This window comes from Kamptonema sp. UHCC 0994, assembly GCF_029167235.1.
Lineage (GTDB): Bacteria > Cyanobacteriota > Cyanobacteriia > Cyanobacteriales > Microcoleaceae > Kamptonema.
This window is the reverse complement of the sequence record NZ_JARFTR010000161.1, coordinates 1-21,115: the sequence shown is the minus strand read 5'-3', so window position 1 is coordinate 21,115 and position 21,115 is coordinate 1. Positions and strand designations below refer to the sequence as shown.

Annotated in this window: 19 protein-coding genes, 1 tRNA gene and 1 CRISPR repeat array; of the genes, 10 read left to right on the top strand and 10 right to left on the bottom strand. The window is 44.2% G+C overall.

The window, feature by feature from the left end; all coding sequences use genetic code 11:
- Window positions 1-179: 179 nt before the first annotated feature.
- Entirely contained in the window at window positions 180-374 is a 195-nt protein-coding gene (locus PY364_RS15330) for a hypothetical protein (protein WP_275523795.1), read from the bottom strand.
- Between the two features lie 335 nt (window positions 375-709).
- Here PY364_RS15330 and PY364_RS15325 point away from each other — a divergent pair, with 335 nt between their 5' ends.
- The 5 genes from PY364_RS15325 to PY364_RS15305 all read left to right on the top strand — a co-directional run bounded on the left by PY364_RS15325 (window position 710) and on the right by PY364_RS15305 (window position 8,195).
- The gene (locus PY364_RS15325; RefSeq protein ID WP_275523794.1) at window positions 710-2,392 is read left to right on the top strand and encodes a Mu transposase C-terminal domain-containing protein; all 1,683 of its coding nucleotides are present in this window, start codon (window positions 710-712) and stop codon (window positions 2,390-2,392) included.
- Window positions 2,393-2,395: 3 nt separating this feature from the next.
- Window positions 2,396-3,232 carry a TniB family NTP-binding protein gene (locus tag PY364_RS15320; protein WP_275523793.1) on the top strand — a complete coding sequence of 279 codons (837 nt, stop codon included), beginning with the start codon at window positions 2,396-2,398 and terminating at the stop codon, window positions 3,230-3,232.
- A complete protein-coding gene (locus PY364_RS15315; protein WP_275523792.1) occupies window positions 3,232-3,735 on the top strand; it encodes a TniQ family protein in 504 nt (167 codons plus the stop codon). The genes PY364_RS15320 and PY364_RS15315 overlap by 1 nt, the downstream gene beginning before the upstream one ends.
- A 117-nt stretch (window positions 3,736-3,852) precedes the next feature.
- Window positions 3,853-5,853, top strand: coding sequence for a site-specific DNA-methyltransferase (locus tag PY364_RS15310; protein ID WP_275523790.1), 2,001 nt, complete (start codon window positions 3,853-3,855; stop codon window positions 5,851-5,853).
- Entirely contained in the window at window positions 5,853-8,195 is a 2,343-nt protein-coding gene (locus PY364_RS15305) for a DEAD/DEAH box helicase family protein (RefSeq protein ID WP_275523788.1), read from the top strand. The genes PY364_RS15310 and PY364_RS15305 overlap by 1 nt, the downstream gene beginning before the upstream one ends.
- A gap of 19 nt (window positions 8,196-8,214) precedes the next feature.
- On the opposite strand, the gene PY364_RS15300 is transcribed toward PY364_RS15305, so the two are convergent.
- A complete protein-coding gene (locus tag PY364_RS15300; protein WP_275523786.1) occupies window positions 8,215-8,643 on the bottom strand; it encodes a MerR family transcriptional regulator in 429 nt (142 codons plus the stop codon).
- A gap of 71 nt (window positions 8,644-8,714) precedes the next feature.
- On the opposite strand from PY364_RS15300, the gene cas12k reads away from it, so the two are divergent.
- Window positions 8,715-10,619: a type V CRISPR-associated protein Cas12k gene (cas12k, locus tag PY364_RS15295; RefSeq protein WP_275523784.1), complete on the top strand. Its 1,905-nt coding sequence runs from the start codon at window positions 8,715-8,717 to the stop codon at window positions 10,617-10,619.
- 450 nt (window positions 10,620-11,069) lie between these two features.
- Window positions 11,070-11,329: a CRISPR direct-repeat array (repeat unit 38 nt; unit sequence AGTTTCAATGGCCATCCCGATTAGGGGTGGGTTGAAAG).
- Window positions 11,330-11,526: 197 nt separating this feature from the next.
- Here cas12k and PY364_RS15290 read toward each other — a convergent pair.
- Window positions 11,527-11,600: transfer RNA gene (locus tag PY364_RS15290), tRNA-Val, on the bottom strand.
- A 158-nt stretch (window positions 11,601-11,758) separates the two neighbouring features.
- The gene (locus PY364_RS15285; protein WP_275523782.1) at window positions 11,759-12,184 is read right to left on the bottom strand and encodes a photosystem I reaction center subunit II PsaD; all 426 of its coding nucleotides are present in this window, start codon (window positions 12,182-12,184) and stop codon (window positions 11,759-11,761) included.
- A gap of 113 nt (window positions 12,185-12,297) precedes the next feature.
- On the opposite strand from PY364_RS15285, the gene PY364_RS15280 reads away from it, so the two are divergent.
- Complete coding sequence (locus PY364_RS15280) at window positions 12,298-13,671, top strand: FGGY-family carbohydrate kinase (protein WP_275523781.1); 1,374 nt, start codon at window positions 12,298-12,300, stop codon at window positions 13,669-13,671.
- Between the two features lie 297 nt (window positions 13,672-13,968).
- Here PY364_RS15280 and pcrA read toward each other — a convergent pair whose 3' ends face one another.
- The 5 genes from pcrA to PY364_RS15255 form a co-directional block, all read right to left on the bottom strand.
- Window positions 13,969-16,317, bottom strand: a complete 2,349-nt coding sequence (pcrA, locus tag PY364_RS15275) for a DNA helicase PcrA (protein ID WP_275523780.1) — start codon at window positions 16,315-16,317, stop codon at window positions 13,969-13,971.
- A 145-nt stretch (window positions 16,318-16,462) separates the two neighbouring features.
- A complete protein-coding gene (locus PY364_RS15270) occupies window positions 16,463-16,795 on the bottom strand; it encodes a hypothetical protein (RefSeq protein ID WP_275523779.1) in 333 nt (110 codons plus the stop codon).
- Window positions 16,779-17,144 (bottom strand): hypothetical protein, encoded by a 366-nt coding sequence (locus PY364_RS15265; RefSeq protein WP_275523778.1) that lies wholly within the window; start codon window positions 17,142-17,144, stop codon window positions 16,779-16,781. The genes PY364_RS15270 and PY364_RS15265 overlap by 17 nt, the downstream gene beginning before the upstream one ends.
- A 39-nt stretch (window positions 17,145-17,183) precedes the next feature.
- Window positions 17,184-17,582: a YkvA family protein gene (locus tag PY364_RS15260; RefSeq protein WP_275523776.1), complete on the bottom strand. Its 399-nt coding sequence runs from the start codon at window positions 17,580-17,582 to the stop codon at window positions 17,184-17,186.
- A 69-nt stretch (window positions 17,583-17,651) separates the two neighbouring features.
- Window positions 17,652-18,101 carry a DUF4278 domain-containing protein gene (locus PY364_RS15255; RefSeq protein ID WP_275523774.1) on the bottom strand — a complete coding sequence of 150 codons (450 nt, stop codon included), beginning with the start codon at window positions 18,099-18,101 and terminating at the stop codon, window positions 17,652-17,654.
- A gap of 356 nt (window positions 18,102-18,457) precedes the next feature.
- Between PY364_RS15255 and PY364_RS15250 the strand changes: the two genes are divergently transcribed.
- The 3 genes from PY364_RS15250 (at window position 18,458) to PY364_RS15240 (ending at window position 19,959) form a co-directional block, all read left to right on the top strand.
- Window positions 18,458-19,198, top strand: coding sequence for an SIMPL domain-containing protein (locus PY364_RS15250; RefSeq protein ID WP_275523772.1), 741 nt, complete (start codon window positions 18,458-18,460; stop codon window positions 19,196-19,198).
- Between the two features lie 162 nt (window positions 19,199-19,360).
- Window positions 19,361-19,591, top strand: a complete 231-nt coding sequence (locus tag PY364_RS15245; RefSeq protein ID WP_275523770.1) for a DUF433 domain-containing protein — start codon at window positions 19,361-19,363, stop codon at window positions 19,589-19,591.
- Window positions 19,588-19,959 carry a DUF5615 family PIN-like protein gene (locus PY364_RS15240; protein ID WP_275523768.1) on the top strand — a complete coding sequence of 124 codons (372 nt, stop codon included), beginning with the start codon at window positions 19,588-19,590 and terminating at the stop codon, window positions 19,957-19,959. Before PY364_RS15245 ends, PY364_RS15240 begins: the two co-directional genes overlap by 4 nt.
- 61 nt (window positions 19,960-20,020) lie before the next feature.
- Here the strand turns inward: PY364_RS15240 and PY364_RS15235 are convergent, their stop codons facing one another.
- Complete coding sequence (locus PY364_RS15235) at window positions 20,021-21,064, bottom strand: family 10 glycosylhydrolase (protein ID WP_275523766.1); 1,044 nt, start codon at window positions 21,062-21,064, stop codon at window positions 20,021-20,023.
- Window positions 21,065-21,115: the final 51 nt, after the last annotated feature.

The window sequence follows — 21,115 nt, the reverse complement described above, 5'->3', positions numbered from 1 at the left end:
TCGGCATCTGCTTTCTACCTTTATTGATAAGTTAGATTTAGACCCGAATTTGATTTTAAATCACCCGAACTTTCCTGAACTCCTGTCTTATGGTACTTTAGCTGCTTAAAAACTGTCCGAAGTATTGCGGAGTATTGGAGTGGGTAGAGTCTATGGTGAGTTTAGTTCGCAATAAGAAATCATTTTATCAGAGGGGATTGAGAGCTATAAAGCTGATCCAGCAACCGCTTTAGCCTCGTTGTCGCCCCCTGAACTGGTAGACCCAAACCTAACGATCGCCGATTGCGCTGATAAGACCAGCGCAATCTTAAGGTTCCGTTATCCGCTTCAACATGAACAGTCGGAACAGTCGTTCTACCACTTTTTTCTACCATTTGATTGCTAGAGCTTATTTAAGGAATAAAATTGTCGAGTGTCAAATTATTTGTCCACTTGCCAAATTACTGTCCACTTCTTTTACCCCTTCACGCTCTTTATATAATAAGGCTTTGAGCTATTTTAACACCTTTCTTTGACGACAAAGAGCTTTGACAAATTAATTGTCCGCTCTAGAAAAATTGACTAATTCTTTGTCATTTCTTGAAAACGGCTGTTTTGACCAGTTTTTTAACGATTGACACATTTTTGTCCTTTTCCTTTATAATACGTAAATGTTTCAATTCAAACATTGATGTTTAAAACGCTATGCAACAATTGTTTGGAGGTATAAATGCTGATCGATTCATCTGATGAAACTGCTAGCTCTGCTGAAGTTCAGGAGATAGTGACTGAACTCTCAGATGAGGCAAAGCTTAAGCAAGAGATAATTCAGAATCTTATGGAACCGTGCGATCGCAATACCTATGGGCAAAGGCAAAGAGAAGCAGCCGAAAAGCTGGGCGTATCAGTGCGAACGGTGCGACGGTTGGTTGCTAAGTGGGAGCAAGAAGGGTTAGCAGCTCTTAACCAGGATCAACGCGCCGACAAAGGAAAGCATCGCATTGCTGCTGACTGGCAAGATTTCATCCTTAAAACTTACAAGGAGGGCAATAAAGGTAGCAAACGCATTACCCCTGCCCAAGTAGCGATTCGCGTCCAGGCAAGGGCGCAAGAATTAGGTCAGGAAGATTACCCCAGTTACAGAACGGTTTATCGCGTTCTGCAACCAATTATCCAGCAGCAAGAGCAAAAGCAAAGTGTCAGGAGTAGAGGATGGCGAGGATCGCGGCTATCAGTTAAAACTCGTGATGGCAAAGATTTATCGGTGGAGTATAGCAACCATGTTTGGCAATGTGACCATACCCGTGCAGATTTGTTGTTGGTAGATCGAGATGGTCAGCTTTTAGGTCGTCCCTGGTTAACAACGGTGATTGATACCTATTCCCGCTGCATTGTAGGGATTAATTTGGGCTTTGATGCGCCAAGTTCTCAGGTGGTAGCGCTGGCATTGCGCCATGCAATTTTACCGAAGCAGTATGGCTCAGATTATCAACTCCATTGCGAATGGGGGACTTATGGCAAACCTGAACACTTTTATACAGATGGTGGTAAGGATTTCCGTTCTAACCATCTGCAACAGATTGGGGTGCAGTTAGGGTTTGTTTGTCATTTACGCGATCGCCCCTCTGAAGGTGGTATTGTCGAGCGTCCTTTTGGCACTTTTAACACTGAGTTATTCTCGACGTTGCCGGGATATACAGGATCAAATGTACAAGTGCGACCCGAAGATGCAGAAAAAGAAGCTGCCTTGACGCTGCGAGAGCTAGAACAACTGCTGGTGCGCTTTATTGTTGATAAATACAACCAGAGTGTTGATGCGCGAATGGGCGACCAGTCGCGGTTTCAACGGTGGGAAGCAGGGTTGATTGCTGTTCCCAATCTAATTTCTGAGAGAGATTTAGATATTTGCTTGATGAAGCAGACGCGGCGCTCGATTTATCGAGGTGGCTATTTACAGTTTGAAAACTTGACTTATCGAGGCGAAAATTTGGCAGGATACGCTGGAGAAACCGTTGCGCTGCGATATGACCCTAGAGATATTACAACGGTCTTGGTCTATCGAACTGAGGGCGATCGCGAAGTATTTTTAGCTCGTGCCTATGCTCAAGATTTGGAGACAGAGCAACTATCTTTAGATGAGGCGAAAGCTAGTAGCCGCAAGGTTCGGGAAGCTGGGAAGGCGGTTAGTAATCGTTCGATTTTGGCAGAGGTTCGCGATCGCGAAACTTTCTTGACTCAGAAGAAAACGAGAAAGGAACGGCAAAAGGTAGAACAGGTGGAACTCCGAAAGGCAAAACAGCCTGTATTTGTGGAACCGGAAGCAGAGGAAGTGGTATCGAACCACAGTGAATCTGAACCAGAAATGCCGGAAGTATTTGATTACGAACAAATGCGCGAAGATTACGGGTGGTAGAAAATGACGCATCAAGAGGCCCAAGCAGTTGCTAAGGAATTAGGCGATATCCCGCTTAATCAAGAGACAATTCAAACGGAAATTCAAAGGTTGAATCGTAAGACTTTTGTGCCGTTGGAACAGGTGAAAATTCTCCATGACTGGTTGGAAGGAAAGCGACAGTCTCGGCAGTCGGGGCGAGTTGTGGGTGAGTCGAGGACGGGAAAAACGATGGGGTGTGATGCTTACAGGCTGCGACACATACCTAAGCAGCAGCCAGGACAGCCGCCAAAGGTTCCTGTGGTTTACATCGCAATTCCGCAAGAGTGTGGCGCGAAGGAGTTGTTTGGGGTGATTCTTGAGCATTTGAAGTATCAGGTGGTTAAGGGAACGATCGCGGAGATTCGCGATCGCACGATGCGGGTGCTCAAGGGGTGCGGTGTGGAGATGCTGATTATTGATGAAGCGGATCGGTTTAAGCCAAAGACCTTTGCTGAGGTGCGGGATATTTTTGATAAATTGGAAATTCCGGTGATTTTGGTGGGAACCGATCGCTTAGATGCGGTGATTAAGCGGGATGAGCAGGTTTATAACCGTTTTCGGTCAAGTCATCGGTTTGGTAAGTTGTCGGGGGAAGAGTTTAAGCGGACGGTGGAGGTTTGGGAAAAGAGGGTTTTGCAGTTACCTGTGGCTTCTAATCTTTCTAGTAAGCCGATGCTGAAGGCTTTGGGGGAGGCAACTGGGGGTTATGTGGGGCTATTGGATATGATTCTGAGGGAGTCGGCGATTCGGGCTTTGAAGAAGGGGTTATCAAGGATTGATTTGGAAACTCTCAAGGAAGTTGCTGGGGAGTACAAGTGATGGAAGCGATCGAGATCCAGTCTTGGCTGTTTCGGGTGGAACCGTTGGAGGGTGAGAGTTTGAGTCATTTTTTGGGGCGGTTTCGACGGGCGAATGAGTTAACGCCGACTGGGTTGGGTAAGATGGTGGGATTGGGAGGTGCGATCGCCCGTTGGGAAAAGTTTCGGTTTAATCCGCCTCCTTTTCGTCAGCAGTTAGAGGCGTTGGCGGTAGTGGTAGGAGTGGAAGCAGAGAGGTTGCAGGAAATGTTACCGCCTGCTGGGGTGGGGATGAAGTTGGAACCGATTCGGTTGTGTGGGGCGTGTTATGCACAGTCGCCTTGTCATAAGATTGAGTGGCAGTTTAAGACGGCAACGGGGTGCGATCGGCATGGGTTGAGGTTGTTGTCGGAGTGTCCTAATTGTGGGGCGAGGTTTAAGATTCCGGCTTTGTGGGTGGATGGGTGGTGTCAGCGTTGTTTTATGGAGTTTGCTGAGATGGCAAAGTATCAGAAGCTTACTTAGTAGCTTTAGCAAAGCATTATATCTATGACTATAAATGTAAATTAACTAATATTAAAATTTAAGATATTTAGCTTCAGTTTATAGTACAATAAACTTGTAATACAAGCACAGCAAAGTATGCCTTCTTTATCTCAGTATTCAGTACCCAGTACATCCGAAGTTTATGACAGTTTAGAGCAGCTAGATCGCAATGACCTAATCAAGTTAGTGAAGACTTTAATAGGGAACGGCGTAGCGTTGACTTTTCACGGCAAACGTTCGGCAATGGAGATTGCCAAAAAAGTTCGTCCGAGAGTTATGAGGCGGGAACAAAAGCTTCATGTAGGTGCGCCTGAAGAACAATCAAAGAATCTACTTATCGAAGGCGAAAACTTGCAAGCAATGGTCACGCTTTACAAGTACCAAGGCCAAGTCGATCTGATTTTGAGCGATCCGCCTTATAACACTGGACAAAATTTTCGCTACAACGATCGCTGGGATAGAGATCCAAACGATCCCGACTTAGGAACAATTGTTACAAAGGAAGATGGTTCACGGCATACCAAATGGATCAAAGCGATGATGCCACGCCTTCAAATGATGAAGGCGATGCTCAAACCTGGCGGAGTCATGGCAATTTGCATTGATGAGAACGAACTTTTTCACTTGGGGATGATGATGGATGAAGAATTTGGCGAGAGCAATCGTATTGCCATAATTAATTGGCAGAAAACATATTCAGCAAAAAATGATTCTAGTCATGTATCTACTGCAACAGAATATGTATTAGTTTACGCAAAGTCTAAAGACAAAGCAAAAACAGGTTTGCTAGAACGCACAGAAGCGATGGATGCACGATATAGTAACTCTGACAATGATCCCAATGGTGACTGGACAGATGGCGACCTAAGCGCCAAAGCTCATCCTAAACCAGAAGATTACGGCATTCAGTCCCCTTTTACTGGACAAATACAATATCCTTCAGGAAGCCGTAGATGGAGTAAAAAGAAGTCTGAGATTAAGAAATGCTTGGAAGAATGGGGTAGTGAGTATGTTTTTTTAAAAGATCCAAAGGCAACGCTTCCCTCCATAGTTTTGAAAGGAACTACCCTTTTTAATGGTCAACTAACTACTCCACCTTCTGTGCTGAAAGAAGCAAGGGAACGTGCTATTGCCATTCGTGATAATCAAGTATGGCCTCAAATTATATTCCGCTCAGACGGAGAAGGAGGATTGCGGATCAAGCGATACCTAAAAGATGTTAAAAAGGGTCGTGTACCAATGACATATTGGGCTGACGAAGATTATGAAGAACCCCTTAGACTAGAAGTTCAATCTTGGGAACATGAAGAATCGGGTCACAGCCAATCTGGGATAAACGAGCTAGATTCTATTGTAGGCAAAGGACATGGTTTTGATACGGTGAAGCCACTTAAGTTATTCAAAAAAATTATTCAGCTTTGGTGTCCTAATCATGGATTAGTCCTTGATCCTTACGCTGGTTCGGGAACCACTGGACAAGCTGTGCTTGAGTTGAACAAAGAGGCTGGCTCTCAACGCCGCTTCATTCTGATTGAGCAAGGAAGTCCAGATAACGGGGACAAATACGCCCGTACACTTACTTGGCAACGTCTTAAAAATGCCATTACAGGTGAGCGTCCTGACAAAGACGGCAGAGTAGTCAATGTGGTAGAACCATTAGGCGGTGGTTTTGAGTTTAGGCGCTTGACCAGCCAAATTGACGCTAAAGTAGTTCTTTCAATGAAGCGGGATGAACTTATTGATGTGGTAATCACGTCCCATTGGGAGACAGAGCGGCGCAACAGCCCTAATCTAATCCGAATCGACGATCCGAAGTACACCTACTTGGTTGGAAAGGATGATCGAGGAGAAGGATACTTTATTATCTGGAATAATGGCGGGCCTGTCGGACAATTAGATACTGAGAGTTACCGGATTGTCCTCAGTGATGCCAAAAAAGCTGGGCTGACTCCCCCCTACCACGTATATGCTAGGTATGAGGTCTATCAATCACCAAACGTACAGTTCTGGAAGATCCCGGATAAAATTCTTGCCCACTTGGGGCTAAATGAAAATAGCGATCGGTTTAATGAGGACGACAGCGAGGAGGATTATTAATGGATCTTTTTACTTTCCAAGCGATAGCTTCAGCACAAATAGCAGAGCGTTTTTGGCAATACTACCAAGATCCACTGACAGTTACGCGAACAAAATTGGTGCCTTTCTACCAAAATTTGTCGGCGATTACAGGTAGCGGGAAAACACTCATACTCGCTGATGCAGTTGTGCAAATTAGAAATCGCCTTTCACTTGAGCCAATTGTTCTCTGGCTTTCTAAAGGACGAGTTGTTGTCTGGCAAACCTACGCAAACCTATCAACTGGAAAATATGCAGGTTTGCTAGGGGATTATGATATCAAGCCGCTCTTAGATTGTTGTCCCGACGACGTTGAGAACTCAAATAGGGGACTGCTCCTTGTTGCCACTGTCGGTAAGTTCAACCAGAAAGATAAGGCTCAAGGAGATCGCAAAATTTTCCGAGTTGAACTTGATGTTTCCAATCAGTCATTATGGGACTTATTAAAATCCCGTAAGGATAGCAAGGGACTCAGCCGCCCGTTTATTGTCGTCTATGATGAAGGTCATAACCTCTCAAATCAGCAAACTGAACTCTTACTAGAACTTGCCCCCGATGCACTTATTGTCGCCAGTGCTACCATGCGAATCCCTGACGCACTCGCTCCAACCATTGAACGGTTAAAGCAAGATAAGCACTGGAAGGATTCTGATTTTGTAACAGCAGTTCGGAGTTCTGAAGTAGTTGCTTCGGGCCTCATCAAGAAAAGCATTATGCTCGGTGGCTATATCACACCGATGGAAATCGCTGTTGAAGAAATGCTCCGTGAAATGGCAGAAGCAACATCAGATGCTTCTGCTTTAGGTGTTGGCTTCATTCCGAAAGCAATTTATGTTAGCAATACTAATGCTGTAGACGGTGTTTCCATCCGAGACGATATGGTTAGGCCGTTTTCATATCGCATGGCTCGCCCAATCCTAATCTGGTTGTATTTAGTTGAGAAGGCAGGTATTGATCCAGCCCAAATTGCTGTTTACTGTGATTTGAAATTCGATTCAAAATTTCCCCCACCACCAAGTTTTAATTTATTTTCTGGCGGTGATGCTGATTATGACCAATTCATAGTTGGAGGTTTTCGGCACATCATTTTTAATCTCAGTCTTCAAGAGGGTTGGGACGATCCAGAATGCTGCTTCGCTTACATAGATAAAGATATGGGATCTCCCGATCAAGTGACTCAAGTTATTGGTCGAGTATTGCGACAGCCGGGAGCACAGCATTATCCACCTTCTAATCTCAACACTGCTCATTTTTATATACGAACTGATGAAAAAAGGGTTTTTGAAGAAATACTGATGGATGTTGGTAAAAAACTCGCCACTGATTGCCCAGAAATATCAATAACTGTCCGTAAAGGCGTTAAGGGCGGTGATAAGCCTTATAAGGAACCGCGTAAAAATAAAGAAGTTCCCACAGTTTCGGTTTATTCCCAAGCGGCTCAAGAACCAATTAGAAAAATTGTTGAACGGATACACAATTACACTCAAGACAAGATAAACACTGTAGGAAAAGGAAGTCGCATTCAAATCCTGCAAACAATAGGTTCTGGCAAGAAAGTACAGGAAGAATGGATTGACTTAGAGCATAGTAATCGTGTTACGGCTCGATGGATATTGCGCCGCGAAATCCAGCGCCTTTTCTCCAATCATGGTGAGCGTCAGCGTAATCCCATCAACCTGTGTGATATTGAGCATCCTAAATTTGACGCACTGGTAGAATATTATAGCCCTGCTGCTGACAGTATTCGGGATGCAGCTAAAAACATCATCAATGCTTATATTCAAAATTCTGAGATCGTACAGAATGCTTTAGATCACCCTTACAGAGTGGAAAAAATTGCTGTTGACGAAAATACCCTTGTTCGTTTCCACAATTCTATACATGAAGGTTACAGCGATCTAAACGGTTTCGAGCTCGAATTTGCTAAGGCAATAGATAAAACGAAACGAGTTTGGTGTCGAAATCCGGCTCAAAGTGGATTTGGAATACCTTTGCTTGATTATGGGGATACAAATACTTTTTATCCTGACTTTCTTGTATGGACTGAAAAATATATTGTTGCCATAGATACAAAGGGCGATCATCTCATAACTCAAGATGCGGCTCGGAAGTTATTCTATATAAACAAAATAGAAGATGGCCCTGAGTTAATTGTTCGTTTGGTGACTCAAGGAGAATGGAATATAACTCAGACGGGAGAATTAGTTACTGTTAAAGGTAATTCAGGGTATACTGTATGGCGACAAAAGCAAGGTAAACTTTCTACGAAGCATTGTAAGGAAGCTGTAGAAGCAGTTGAAAGTTGCCTTGAATTTTTTAATTAGTGGTAAAGTCAGCCATTTCCTACCCCTTCACCTTCTCACGCAACCGCCCATAAATCACATCTAACCAAACAGGCACTACAAACTTCCCCTGTGCCCAAGCTGCTACTACCTTCTCCACATCGAACTCTACCAACTTGGCCGCTCCTGCCTGCGACTCTTTGACAAAAATTAACCGTTTTTGCTCCCCATCGCTCAAAAACCCCGGATACTCCTCCTTAAGCGTCTTCAACACTTCCCGCGCCACCTCAAAGGTAAAACCCACCGACAGCCAATAAACCATCGCCGCCAATTCCACCAAATTTCCCACAGAGTAATAAATACTCCTCCCCGTCCCCGTTTCCGTAATCACAGGGACAACAACCCCACTCTCACGCCAATATTGCAACTGACGTAACGTACAGCCTGCGATCTCGGCCGCCTGCTTACTCGTAAAAAAGCGCTCTTCCATGAACTTCATTCTACAGGAGCGCTAATTTATACATTTATGTTAGTATTGAAACATTAGCGTTAAAAGCAGCGATGAGCCAAATTACGATCCAGTGTCGCCTAATCGCCAACGAGTCCACCCGCCGTCAACTCTGGGAGTTAATGGCACAAAAAAACACCCCCCTAATCAACGAACTCCTAGAACGAGTCGGTCAACATCCCGACTTCCTAACCTGGCGACAAAACGGCAAACTCCCCCCAGGACTAATCAAACAGCTTTACGAATCCCTCAAAACTGACCCCCGCTATGCAGGTCAACCCAGCCGTTTTTACATGAGTGCGATCGCGCTGGTCAACTACATCTACAAATCTTGGTTCGCCTTAATGAAGCGGTTGCAATACCAACTAGAAGGCAAAACCCGCTGGCTAGAAATGCTCAAAAGTGATGCTGAACTCGTAGAAACTAGCGGTGTCACCCTAGAAACTCTCCGCCATCAAGCCACAGAAATCTTGACTCAATTAACCGCCCAGCCAGACTCCCCAAAACCCAAAAACACAGGTAAAAAAGCCAAAAAACCCAAAGCTTCAGAAAGCGATCGCACTCAATCTCACAGCTTATTTGCAGCCTACCGCCAAAGTGAAGACACTTTGACCCGAAGCGCGATCGCCTACTTGCTCAAAAACGGCTGCAAACTCACCGACAAAGAAGAAGACCCCGAAAAATTTGCCAAACGTCGCCGCCGAGTCGAAATCCAAATTCAGCGCCTCACCGAACAGCTAACCGCCAGAATGCCCAAAGGTCGAGACTTAACAAACGCCCAATGGCTAGAAACATTAGCGATCGCATCTACCACCGTCCCCGAAACCGAGGCCCAAGCCAAATCCTGGCAAGACCGCCTTTTGAAACAATCCAGCGCCGTACCCTTCCCCGTCACCTACGAAACCAACGAAGACCTAACCTGGTTTAAAAACACCTCCAACCGCCTTTGCGTCAAATTCAACGGCTTAAGCGAACATAGTTTTCAAATCTACTGCGATCAACGTCAAATCCTGTGGTTCGAGCGTTTCCTAGAAGACCAACAAATCAAACGAGCCAGTAAAAACCAACATTCTAGCAGCCTCTTCACCCTCCGCACCGGCCGCATCGCTTGGCAAGAAGGAGAAGGAAAAGGCGAACCCTGGAACCTCCACCGCTTAACGCTTTACTGCACCGTTGATACTCGCCTCTGGACAGCCGAAGGCACAGAACAAGTTAAGGAAGAAAAAGCCGCCGAAATTGCCAAAGTCCTCACTAAAGCCAAAGAAAAAGGCAACCTTAACGAAAATCAGCAAGCCTTTATCCAACGTAAAAGCTCTACATTAACTCGGATTAATAACCCCTTCCCGCGCCCCAGTAAACCTTTATATCAAGGGCAACCTCATATCCTCGTTGGTGTTAGCTTAGGCTTAGAAAAACCTGCTACCGTTGCCGTAGTGGATGCGATCGCCTCTCAAGCCCTAACTTACCGCAGTGTTAAACAGCTACTCGGTAAAAATTACCACTTACTCAACCGCCAGCGACAGGAAAAACAGCGAAATTCCCAACAGCGACGCAGCGCCCAAAAACAGGCTGCCTATAACCATTTTGGAGAATCGGAGTTAGGGGAATATGTAGATAGATTGCTAGCCAAAGAGATTGTCGCGATCGCCCAAACCTATCAAGCCAGCAGTATTGTCTTGCCCAAACTCGGCGATATGCGAGAAATAGTCCAAAGCGAAATTCAAGCCTTAGCCGAACAAAAATGCCCAGAATACCTAGAAGGACAGCGAAACTACGCTAAACAGTACCGCGTTAGCATTCATCAGTGGAGCTACGGCAGATTGATAGAATGTATCAAGAGTCAAGCTGCAAAAATTGGGATTGCGATCGAAGAGGGACAGCAACCAGTTCGAGGTAGCCCCCAGGAAAAGGCAAGAGAAATGGCGATCGCATCTTATCAGTCGCGTGCCAAAATTTGATTGACAAATACCCGAACCTTGAAAGTAGAATAATTAATAGCGCCGCCGATCATGCTTGCAAGAGCCTCTGATCGGTGATAAATGAGGGTTAGTTTGACGGTTGGAAGACCGTTGTGCTTTCTGACCCTGGTAGCTGCCCACCCCGAAGCTGCTATCCCTTGTGGATAGGAATTAGGTGCGCCCCCAGTAATAAGGGTGCGGGTTTACCGCAGTGGTGGCTACTCAATCACCTCCGACCAAGGAGGAACCCACCTTAATTTTTTTCGTGAACCTAAGCGGGAGCCAAATCCCTAGTACCCTCACGAATCTCCTGAAATTTATAGCCAGAGTAAGTTTGGGCTTTTTCTGGGATGGTCAACCCTTTAGTTACGACAGTTTTCAGAGTGAAATTTTCGCGCCTTACGAAATTGTTTCTGGAAAGCTAGTGTAGGTAAGGGGTTAAGCTCACAGAGTTTCAATGGCCATCCCGATTAGGGGTGGGTTGAAAGGCTTTTGATTGTCCTTTTGCTCTAGTCACAATAGTTTCAATGGCCATCCCGATTAGGGGTGGGTTGAAAGGTTACCTTTGAATAATCTTCTTGGCTTTCTACAGCTAGAAGTTTCAATGGCCATCCCGATTAGGGGTGGGTTGAAAGTCCCTTGAATACCAACCAAATCTTGCATTTCTTTGAGAGTTTCAATGGCCATTCCGATTAGGGGTGGGTTGAAAAATAAAAAGATGGCTTACTGATAAGTTACGTCTGATTAAAATTGCGAAGGTGGGTTGAAAGCGAGTCCTGTTGTGTCCTCAGAAGATAATGACATTAATTTGTCAATACGGACAACAATCTGTCAACGCGGACAAATAATTTGACACTCGACAAATAAAATTGCCACGTGACATCCGGCAGATGAACCCTTAAATCAATGGACACAACAGGACTCGAACCTGTGACCCCTACGATGTCAACGTAGTGCTCTAACCAACTGAGCTATGCGTCCGCACGATTTATAAACTTAGCACAGCCTTTTCTTTAATGTCAAGCTTTTTTTGAGATTTATTTAATTCAACCCCAGCAGGATGAACCCGCTGGGGCTGAATTTGAGCAATGCCTTAACAACTGGGGAAAATCCCAAAGAAATTGCCGATGATGTCCATTTTAGACATCATAGGTCTTCTTACCGGTAAATTTCACAGTAATCGGGTCGGGATTACTGCCGATATTACGGTCAACTTTACCTACTTTGGGGCGGCCTTCGTTCACCTTCTCAGGGAAAACGCCATCCTTGGGATGCAGGTACTCGTTTGAACCGTCGGGGAAAACACGGTAAATCTTGTAATTCGTGATTTTGAACTTGGCCCGCAGTTGTTGACCGCCTAAAGCTATGCACTGCTCTTTACGGGGTAAAAACAGCAGATTGTCGCCTTGACGCATAATGGCCGCGCCACCAGTAGGCATCTCAAACACTTGTTCCTTGGTGCTAGTCCAAGTAATAGCGTACTTTTCTTCGACTAGCGCCTTGGTCAGCAAGCCGCCGGTGCTGCCGCCGAAAATGGGGGGTTGTCCAGTGAGTTGTTCTGCCATAGATATTTCTGAAGATTTTTACGGCATAGTATCACTCAGAGGTTCCTTGTCTGTTCAAATCGTAAGGAACTGTAACAGTTAGGCGTAATCGGGACATAGAGAGCAGATTCGTAATGAACTTTTACCTTGGGCTAGATTTCGGCACTTCAGGGGCGCGGGCTATAGCAATTGATGCTAGTGGTAAAATCCATGCAGAGGTTTGTTATCCTTTTGAGGGTTCCCAAAACGCGATGCCTGCGACTGGCTACGCCTACGCGCCTACCTCAAACCGACAACAAACTCGACAATTTGAATTATCTTCGATTTGGCAGAGTGCGCTGTTTTCTCTCATCGCGCAAATTCCCCTAGAAATCCGCCGTGAAGTGAAAGCGATCGCGATTGATGGTACATCTTCAACTGTAATGCTATGCGACGCTAACGGTACGCCTGTGGCTGCGCCGATGCTCTACAATGATGCGCGAGGGGTGGCGATGATGGATAAGCTAAGTGCGATGCTTGCGGCTGGCTACGCCTACGCGCCTCCTAACCACACAGTATTAAGTGCTACTTCTAGTCTGGCAAAACTTCTCTGGTTAGCAACGGATTTAACAAATAAGTTATCTAAGTTATCTGTCTCTCAGAGGCTTTATTTCCTGCATCAAGCTGACTGGCTGGGTTTTTTACTACACGGTAAACTAGGTGTCAGCGACTATCATAATGCTTTGAAATTGGGTTATGACGTAGCTAATCTATGTTACCCGGAATGGTTGAAAGATGCGATCGCCACTATTCCCGATATCACCATTCAGTTACCAGAAGTTCTCGCGCCAGGTACGATCGTAGGGGAAATAACAACAGAAATTCGCGATCGCTTTTCTTTCCCCCCTAATTGTATAGTTCGTGCGGGTACAACAGATAGCATTGCAGCATTTTTAGCTAGTGGCGCGAAATCTCCCGGCGAAGCTAGTACCTCCTTGGGTTCTACTCTAGTGCTAAAACTATTAAGCCACACCCGCGTTGATAATGCTAAATATGGAATTTACAGTCACAAATTAGGTGATTTATGGTTAGTTGGAGGTGCTTCTAATACAGGCGGTGCTGTATTGCGCCACTTTTTTACTGATCCTGAATTGGATAATTTTAGCAAAAAAATCGATCCTAGTCAAGAGAGTTTACTTGATTATTATCCTTTGTTAAAACCAGGCGATCGCTTTCCAATTAATGACCCGAATTTACCACCAAAACTAGAACCTCGCCCCGATGACTCAGTAGAATTTTTACACGGTTTGCTAGAAAGTATAGCGCGGATTGAAGCGCGAGGATATCAATTATTGCAGGAGTTCGGTGTAACTCCTTTAACACGGGTTTATACTGCTGGCGGTGGTGCAAAAAATCCTACTTGGACTGCTATTCGTTCGCGGCTTTTAAAAATACCTATAATTACACCAATTAGCACAGCAGCAGCCTATGGGACGGCGTTATTGGCGATTGAAAGATTGAAAGATTGAGGCACAGAGAAAGAGCGATCGCGAGTTTAATTTTTGATAAATCTGCTATAATTTATGAATCATCTTTAGTAATTTCCATGATTATGAACTATGAACACTCAGAAACTTCGCCAGCAGGTAAAAGAATACATAGATGACTTGTCTCCAGAAAGACTGCTCGTTGCTGCTGATTTCTTAGCTTATTAAGTGAGGTACAGAGAAACCGGGTTTCTTGAATAAAACTGATTTCTGGCGATAAATAAGCGAATAAACCCGGTTTCTGGGGTGTACTTCATAAACCTGGAATCCGCTGTATCATTAATTCACTCTTTGCAGCAGTGTAGTTTTTGGGTCAAGAATTTTTTGACCCGAACCAGAAAACTTAATTGCCAAAGTAAATTTATCACCACTTCCTAAAATATACGTTACCTGTCCAACTCCAAAAGAGGAATGAACAACTTTATCTCCCACCTTCCAATCCGTTAATTTTGTACTACCAGTTTTTCCTTTCAAACTATTAACTGGCGATTGTGCAACAGGCGTTTTACCTGTCTTTTTCTTAACCGCATTTCCACTCAAAAACTCCCTCGGTAATTCCCCTAAAAATATCGAAGGAATAGCTAACTGCTTATTTCCCCAAGTACGACGCTCTACAGTATAAGTAATAAACAGCCTTTCCTGAGCGCGAGTAATGCCAACATAACAAAGTCGGCGTTCCTCTTCCAAAGCAATAGGATCGTCTAAACTGCGAAAATGTGGTAACAATCCCTGTTCCATTCCTACTAAAAATACTACTGGAAATTCTAACCCTTTCGCCGCGTGTAGCGTCATCAAAGAAACCCGCGATTCTTCCTCTTTCATACTATCCATATCCGAACTCAAAGCCGCACTTGCTAGGAAATTTTCCAGTTTAGCTTCTTCGGCATTTTCTTCTTCAAATTGCTGTACTGCATTGTACAGTTCTTTAATGTTTTCTATGCGATCTTCTGCTTCATCAGTGCCTTGGTTTTTCAAATCATTAATATATCCTGATTCTTCTAAAATACCTTGAACAACCTCAGAAGCAGATGTGTTTTCCACTTGTTCTTGCCACTTTCTGATCGTCCGCACAAATTCAATTATCGGCTTAGCTGTCCTCCCTGCTAAAGTATTAACAGATTCTTCATCAACTAGAATATCCCACAGGGGAATATTCAATTGTTGAGCAGCTTGTACTAATCTATCTGTGGTAGCTTTACCAATACCGCGCCTCGGTGTATTAATAATTCGCAACAGGCTAACAGTATCGGCAGGATTAACAATTAACCGCAAATATCCTAACACATCTTTAACTTCTTTTCGGTCATAAAACTTTAAACCGCCAACTAAATTGTAAGGTACGCTCCACCGCACTAGGCACTCTTCAAAGTTGCGAGATTGGGCGTTTGTACGGTATAATATAGCAAAATCTCCCCATTTTAATTCGGGGTTTTTGCGAGCCATTCCAGTAATTTCATTGGTGACAAATTCTGCCTCTTGAATTTCATCATCCGCACGCTCTATCCAAATCGGTTCTCCCTCGCCGCGAGTGGGACGTAATACTTTATCAATGCGTTCCGTGTTATTTTCAATTAGGGCGTTAGCGGCGTGTAAAATGTTGTCTCTGGAGCGATAATTTTCCTCTAATTTTACCATTGTTCGGGTGTCGTCGTCCGCCAATCCGTCGCCGAAGTCTTTCTGAAAATCGAGCAAAATTTTAAAGTCTGCCATGCGGAAAGAATAAATCGCTTGATCGACATCACCAACTACAAAAATCGAGCGTCTTTCCCAGTTTGCAAAGGTTTTAGGATCTTCGTTATTCGTGGCTAACAGGCGAATTAAGTCATACTGGACGCGGTTAGTATCTTGGTATTCATCTACTAAAATGTGGTTGAATTTTTGATGCCAATAACCCAATACTGACTCGTTTTGATTGAACAATTGTACTGGCACTCTGATTAAATCGTCAAAATCTAGCCCGTTGTTGGCAGCGAGGGCATCTTGATAAAGATTGTAGGCATCAGCGATTACTTTTCCTCGGTAATTAGGCTGTTCTAATTCAACTTCTCTGGGGGATAATCCTTGGTTTTTAGCATTGCTAATTGCGTAGCGAACATTACGGGGTTCAAATTTTTTGTCGTCCAGATTTAGCTGTCGGGTGACGATATCTTTCACCAGACTTTGAGCATCTGATTCATCGATAATCGAGAAATTTTTCCGCCAGCGACGACCTTTTTCGTCTTGAAATTTCTCGATGTCGTAGCGGAGAATCCGAGCGCAAAGACTGTGAAATGTACCTACCCACAGAGGTTTGATATAATTTCTATAAACCCCCGATCGCAGTCTTGCCTGTTCATCAGGTGCTAATGCTTCTAATGGTTTACCATATTTCGCCTCAGCTTGCCCAGTTGCAAACAATTTCTCTATTCTCTCTTTCATTTCCCGCGCCGCTTTGTTCGTAAAAGTTACGGCGAGAATATTATCAGGATCGACTCGATGGGTGCGAATTAAATTAGCAACTCGATAAGTTAGCGCCCGCGTTTTGCCGGAACCTGCGCCTGCTACTACTAATAATGGGCCGCAAAAATGCTCGACGGATTGACGCTGTGAGGGGTTGAGTTGGCTGAGAAAATCAGTAGTTTGTGTCATGGCTGTGAGTGCGGGCCCCAAGGCGTTGTTGCAAGAGATGTAGATAATGTCTATAGACTAGACTAACATTTTCTACGTGAATTGTATACTCTATGCGGTGATAGATAGTAGTTAATTGCTAACTGCTTGCGCCGTTTCCCCCTTTTTACCTAACTCTACCAGTACGCTCTTTGGCTTTATCGTAAGCAGGATCGTGTTCCTCAAAACTAACAATAAATACCCGTTTAGGAGTTGGGGACTCATATATTCGATAAACCAGCCGATAGGCAATTCCATCCCAATTTATATCTAAAGTGCGGTAGCCATTCAGTCTACCGTCTAGATCGTGACTTGGTACGCCGCGCGGCTGATAAGGATTCTTAGCCAAAACAAGCTGATAACCTGAAAATTCTTCCTGTAGCTGTTCTGGTAAATTTGGTAAGTCTTGCGTGTTTACCAGGGGGTTAATCTTGACCAAGTAATTAGATTTTGTAGCCACGTTGTTTCAACCAATTATCTAAAGCTTCATCGTCAATCTCTTGGCCTATTTCTACTACTATTGGCCAGTCAGTAGTGCTCTCTAGAAATTCCAAGTCTTCCTTAGTTAGCTCTTTTGGTTCCCTGGAAATATCTTTTTCACTATCAGGCCAAGCTTCATCCGGTATCTGAAGGCCGCTCTCAGCAGCTTTAATAGTTCTTCGCAATAAATCTTGATGCGCCTTGTAGTCGTGGGGGGCAACTTCAAGTTCTAATTCCATACTTTCCACTAGATATTTTAATTTCTTAAACACATTTTCTAGAGGATGTTTTGCTATCTGTTGTGTTGGTGCATGGCTGACTTCTGACATAGTTTTTTACCACTATTTTTGCAACTTTTAACTATTTTATCATTTAACAGAGAGATTTTGCTTAAGCAAGCCTCCAACCCAAATCGCCGCTAAAATTCCTAATAGAAACCAAATCGCGATAATTACACCCGCAGCTACCCAATTTATCGGCTTCTTATCAGCAATTTCTACTGCGGCTTTTTCCCGACACTCGGATAAAATATGTGGCGGAATCATCTTTAGTACCAGCCAAATTCCTAGCGGTACAATTAGCAAGTCATCCAGATAGCCGATGACTGGTATAAAATCTGGAATCAAATCAATTGGACTGAAAGCATAAGCAACTATAATCGCAGCAATAGTCCTCGTATACCAAGGCAATCTACGATCGATACTTGCCAAATACACTGCATAAGTTTCTTGTTTAAGTTTCCTGGCGAGTTGTTTAAATGACTGCATGACTGAATGGTTTGATATGTACTCAGCAATCTGAATCAGCGATCGCACTTGCTAACTCGCCAGAATTAATTATTCCAGATTCGCATCTTTTTCTAATGTAGGGTCGGTGATTTGTTCTGGTTTAATAATAGCACCCCGATATTTAATCCCCGTTGTGACCGCAATATGATGTTTAAACTTCGGAGTTCTCCAAATTTGACCGCGATATTTGCCTGTACTCTCTCCATCGCTGACTTCAACTGAGGGAGGGTTAAATTCGTAGTTAGCACCGCGATAAATGAGGTTAATTTTCTGGTCTTCATCATCAACAGGGTGAACTGACTCCAATAGCCATCTACTGGCTAAAATTACGAGTATTAACAGCAATGCCTTGATTTGCCAAGGTGCTAAAAATAAACTCGTAATTAAGCTGAGTATGACAACTGAACCTGCCAAATATGCGGCTTCGTTAGCGCAATTCTTAAAGAGAAAAATCACTGCGAGAGCAATTGCTAAAGGAGTAATAAAAAACCAAGTCATTCAATCACCTCTGAGCTAGAAGTTAAATTTCAGGACTTAAGCATTGCTCACGAATCATCAAAATTTGGCATTGCTTTGGGTTGGCTTCCTACCCTTGCTACTGCGCTGTGCTTGATTCCTAATGACAGAAAATGGTAGTGAGTGGGTAAATCCTGATTTTTATAAATATAAGACAGTATAGGCAAAAAATACCCGATCTTCATAAAAAATATTTTTTTCCAAAAATCGGCCTGTTCAGAGATAGACTGAGGTGGAGCAAGCTTTAAGTTGCGAAAAGTGTAACCGACCGGATATGTCCTAATGGCGATGGCACAGTAAGAGTATGCCATCTGTCCTATGTGAGGAGAATAAGGTTTATGAATCGAATTAACGCATCTGCCTACCAAATTAAACCCCGGAGTTTGTTGACAGCTTTATGTTTAACTTTGAGTTTGATCAGTTTTACTGGTTTAGACCCTGCAATGGCGCAGGAACAACGCCTGAGAACGCTGACGGTAACTGGTAGAGGTATTGAAGCAATTCCTACTACTTTAACTCAAGTGCGTCTGGGGGTTGAGGTGCAGGGACAAACGGCGGCGGGGGTACAGCAGGAAGCGGCGAGGCGATCGGCGGCGGTGGTGTCGCTGTTGCGATCGCGTAATGTAGACAAGTTGGAAACTACTGGGATTACGCTCAATCCTATGTACAACTATGAGAATAATCAGCAAAAGTTGATAGGATATGTTGCTACTAATACTGTTAGTTTTCGCATCAATACTGAATCTGCGGGGACTTTGTTGGATGATGCGGTGAAGGCGGGGGCGACGCGAATTGATGGGGTGAGTTTTGTGGCGGCGGAAAGTGCGATCGCATCGGCCCAGCAGCAAGCGCTACGCGAGGCAACTCAGGATGCTCAAACTCAAGCGGATGCGGTTTTGGGGGCGCTGAACCTCAAGCGGGGTGAGATTGTCAGCGTTCAGGTGAATGGTGCGAGTCCCCCACCACCAATATTTCAGCCTCGTTTTGCTGCCGCACGCAATGATAAGGATGCTGCGACTCCTGTAGTCGGAGGGGAACAGCAGGTGGAAGCGTCGGTGACTTTGCAAATTAGTTATTAATGGCGATCGCTTAATCTTTGTCATCTGTCGCCCACACTTGCAAAGGCGACAGATGCAAAGCGCGATCGCGCTTCTTCGCTTAGCTTGCGTCTGATGGCATTAATTTCCCTTCTTCCCCTAGCCCCTAGCTATACAATAGTTAAAACCGAGTAGTTGAAAACCATGAAACAACTGACTAGAATTACCCTTAACCCACAAGTAATGGGCGGAAAACCCTGCATTCGCGGTTTACGAGTCACTGTTGGTACGATAGTCGGATTGATGGCATCGGGACACTCACTTTCCGGCATTTTGCAAGCTTATCCCTACCTGGAAGAAGCAGATATATACGAAGCGCTTGCCTATGCAGCGTGGCGAGTTGAAGAAGTGGAAATTCCTATCAAAATAGCGTGAAAATTTTGATTGACATGAACCTCTCACCTGAATGGACTCTCGTATTTGATAAATATGGAATAGAGTCTCTTCATTGGTCTACAGTCGGCGATCCTCGTGCTACAGATCGCGTTATTATGAACTGGGCGCGGGTGAATGGCTATGCAGTTTTCACTCACGACTTAGATTTTGGCGCACTGCTAGCCGCCACCCAAGCTGATGCTCCCAGTGTAATTCAAGTGCGTATTCAAGACGTACTGCCTGCCAATTTAGAGAGTTTGATTGTGGAAGTGTTGCATCAATTCGAGTCACAAATTGAGTCGGGGGCATTAATTTCTGTAGATGAAACGCGCTCTAGAGTTAGAATTCTGCCTATTACAGCGCGATAACTGCCGGACTAGAGATTGCTTCGTACCTCGCAAAGACAAACATTTCACATCGACTACATCCTCAAATCATTGCATAATGCCCATTTCGCAATACCTCAGCCAATTCATCATTATTATCTCGCAAACCTTGGTAAAAAAAGAAGACCTCACCTTTAATTCCACAAGCACGATTGTAATCGATCGCCTGCAACAAATGCTCAGGACTAATACGGTAAGACGTACCCCTACTTACCAACAAAATCCCCGGAGAAAAACACTCCAATTGCTCAGCAGTGAACTGCAAAACTAATTTATCCACCAGTTGTTTATAACTCTTAAAATCGCGACGATATAACTGCGGGTGAATCATATCCACTAACTTTCTCTCAACCCAAGCTTTACTATCTTGCAAATATTCAATCAAACCCCAATCATAAGGACTTGGCGACATTGATACCAGCAAATTTGGATTAATCGCTTTCACCTCCCGATACAAACGAGCCAAAAAATCAGTGATAATATCCGCACGCCACTGTAACCATTGCCCATTTTTAGCATTCTGCGGCGGATCGCGATCGCACATCTCGCGGTAAAGCTCAACAGTTTTACCATCATACCCACCCTCACAGGGAAGTGCAAAGCGATCGTCACCTTGAACCCCATCAACATCGTAATTCTTCGCCACTTCCAAAACTAAACTCAGCAAAAAATCCTGCACTTCCCCATCTAAAGCATTCATCCACTCAAAATTATTCTTCTTAAGCAAATTGCCATTACGATCGACCGCCCCCCATTCCGGTTTCTTCGCCAACAAATGGCCGCCATTAAGATTATAAGAACTTACAAATCCATATTCAAACCAAGGAATCACCTTAATTCCTACCCGTTTTGCTTCAACAATCATTTCCGCTAAAGGGTCGCGACCTTTGTAGCGCGAGTCAATCTCAACCCCAAATTCCTTCCTCATAATTTCAGAAGGATAAACCGTAAAACCCTTACTCCAAACCACAGGAAATATTACATTAAATCCCGTTCTTGCTAAAAAATCTACAGCCTCACTAATGCGTTGCTTAGAATTAAGAACCTTACAATCAGTATTCGGTATCCAAACACCCCGCATTTCCATATAATTAATGGTTTTGAGAACTTACGTAACGCCGCCCTCTGGGCGGGAAAA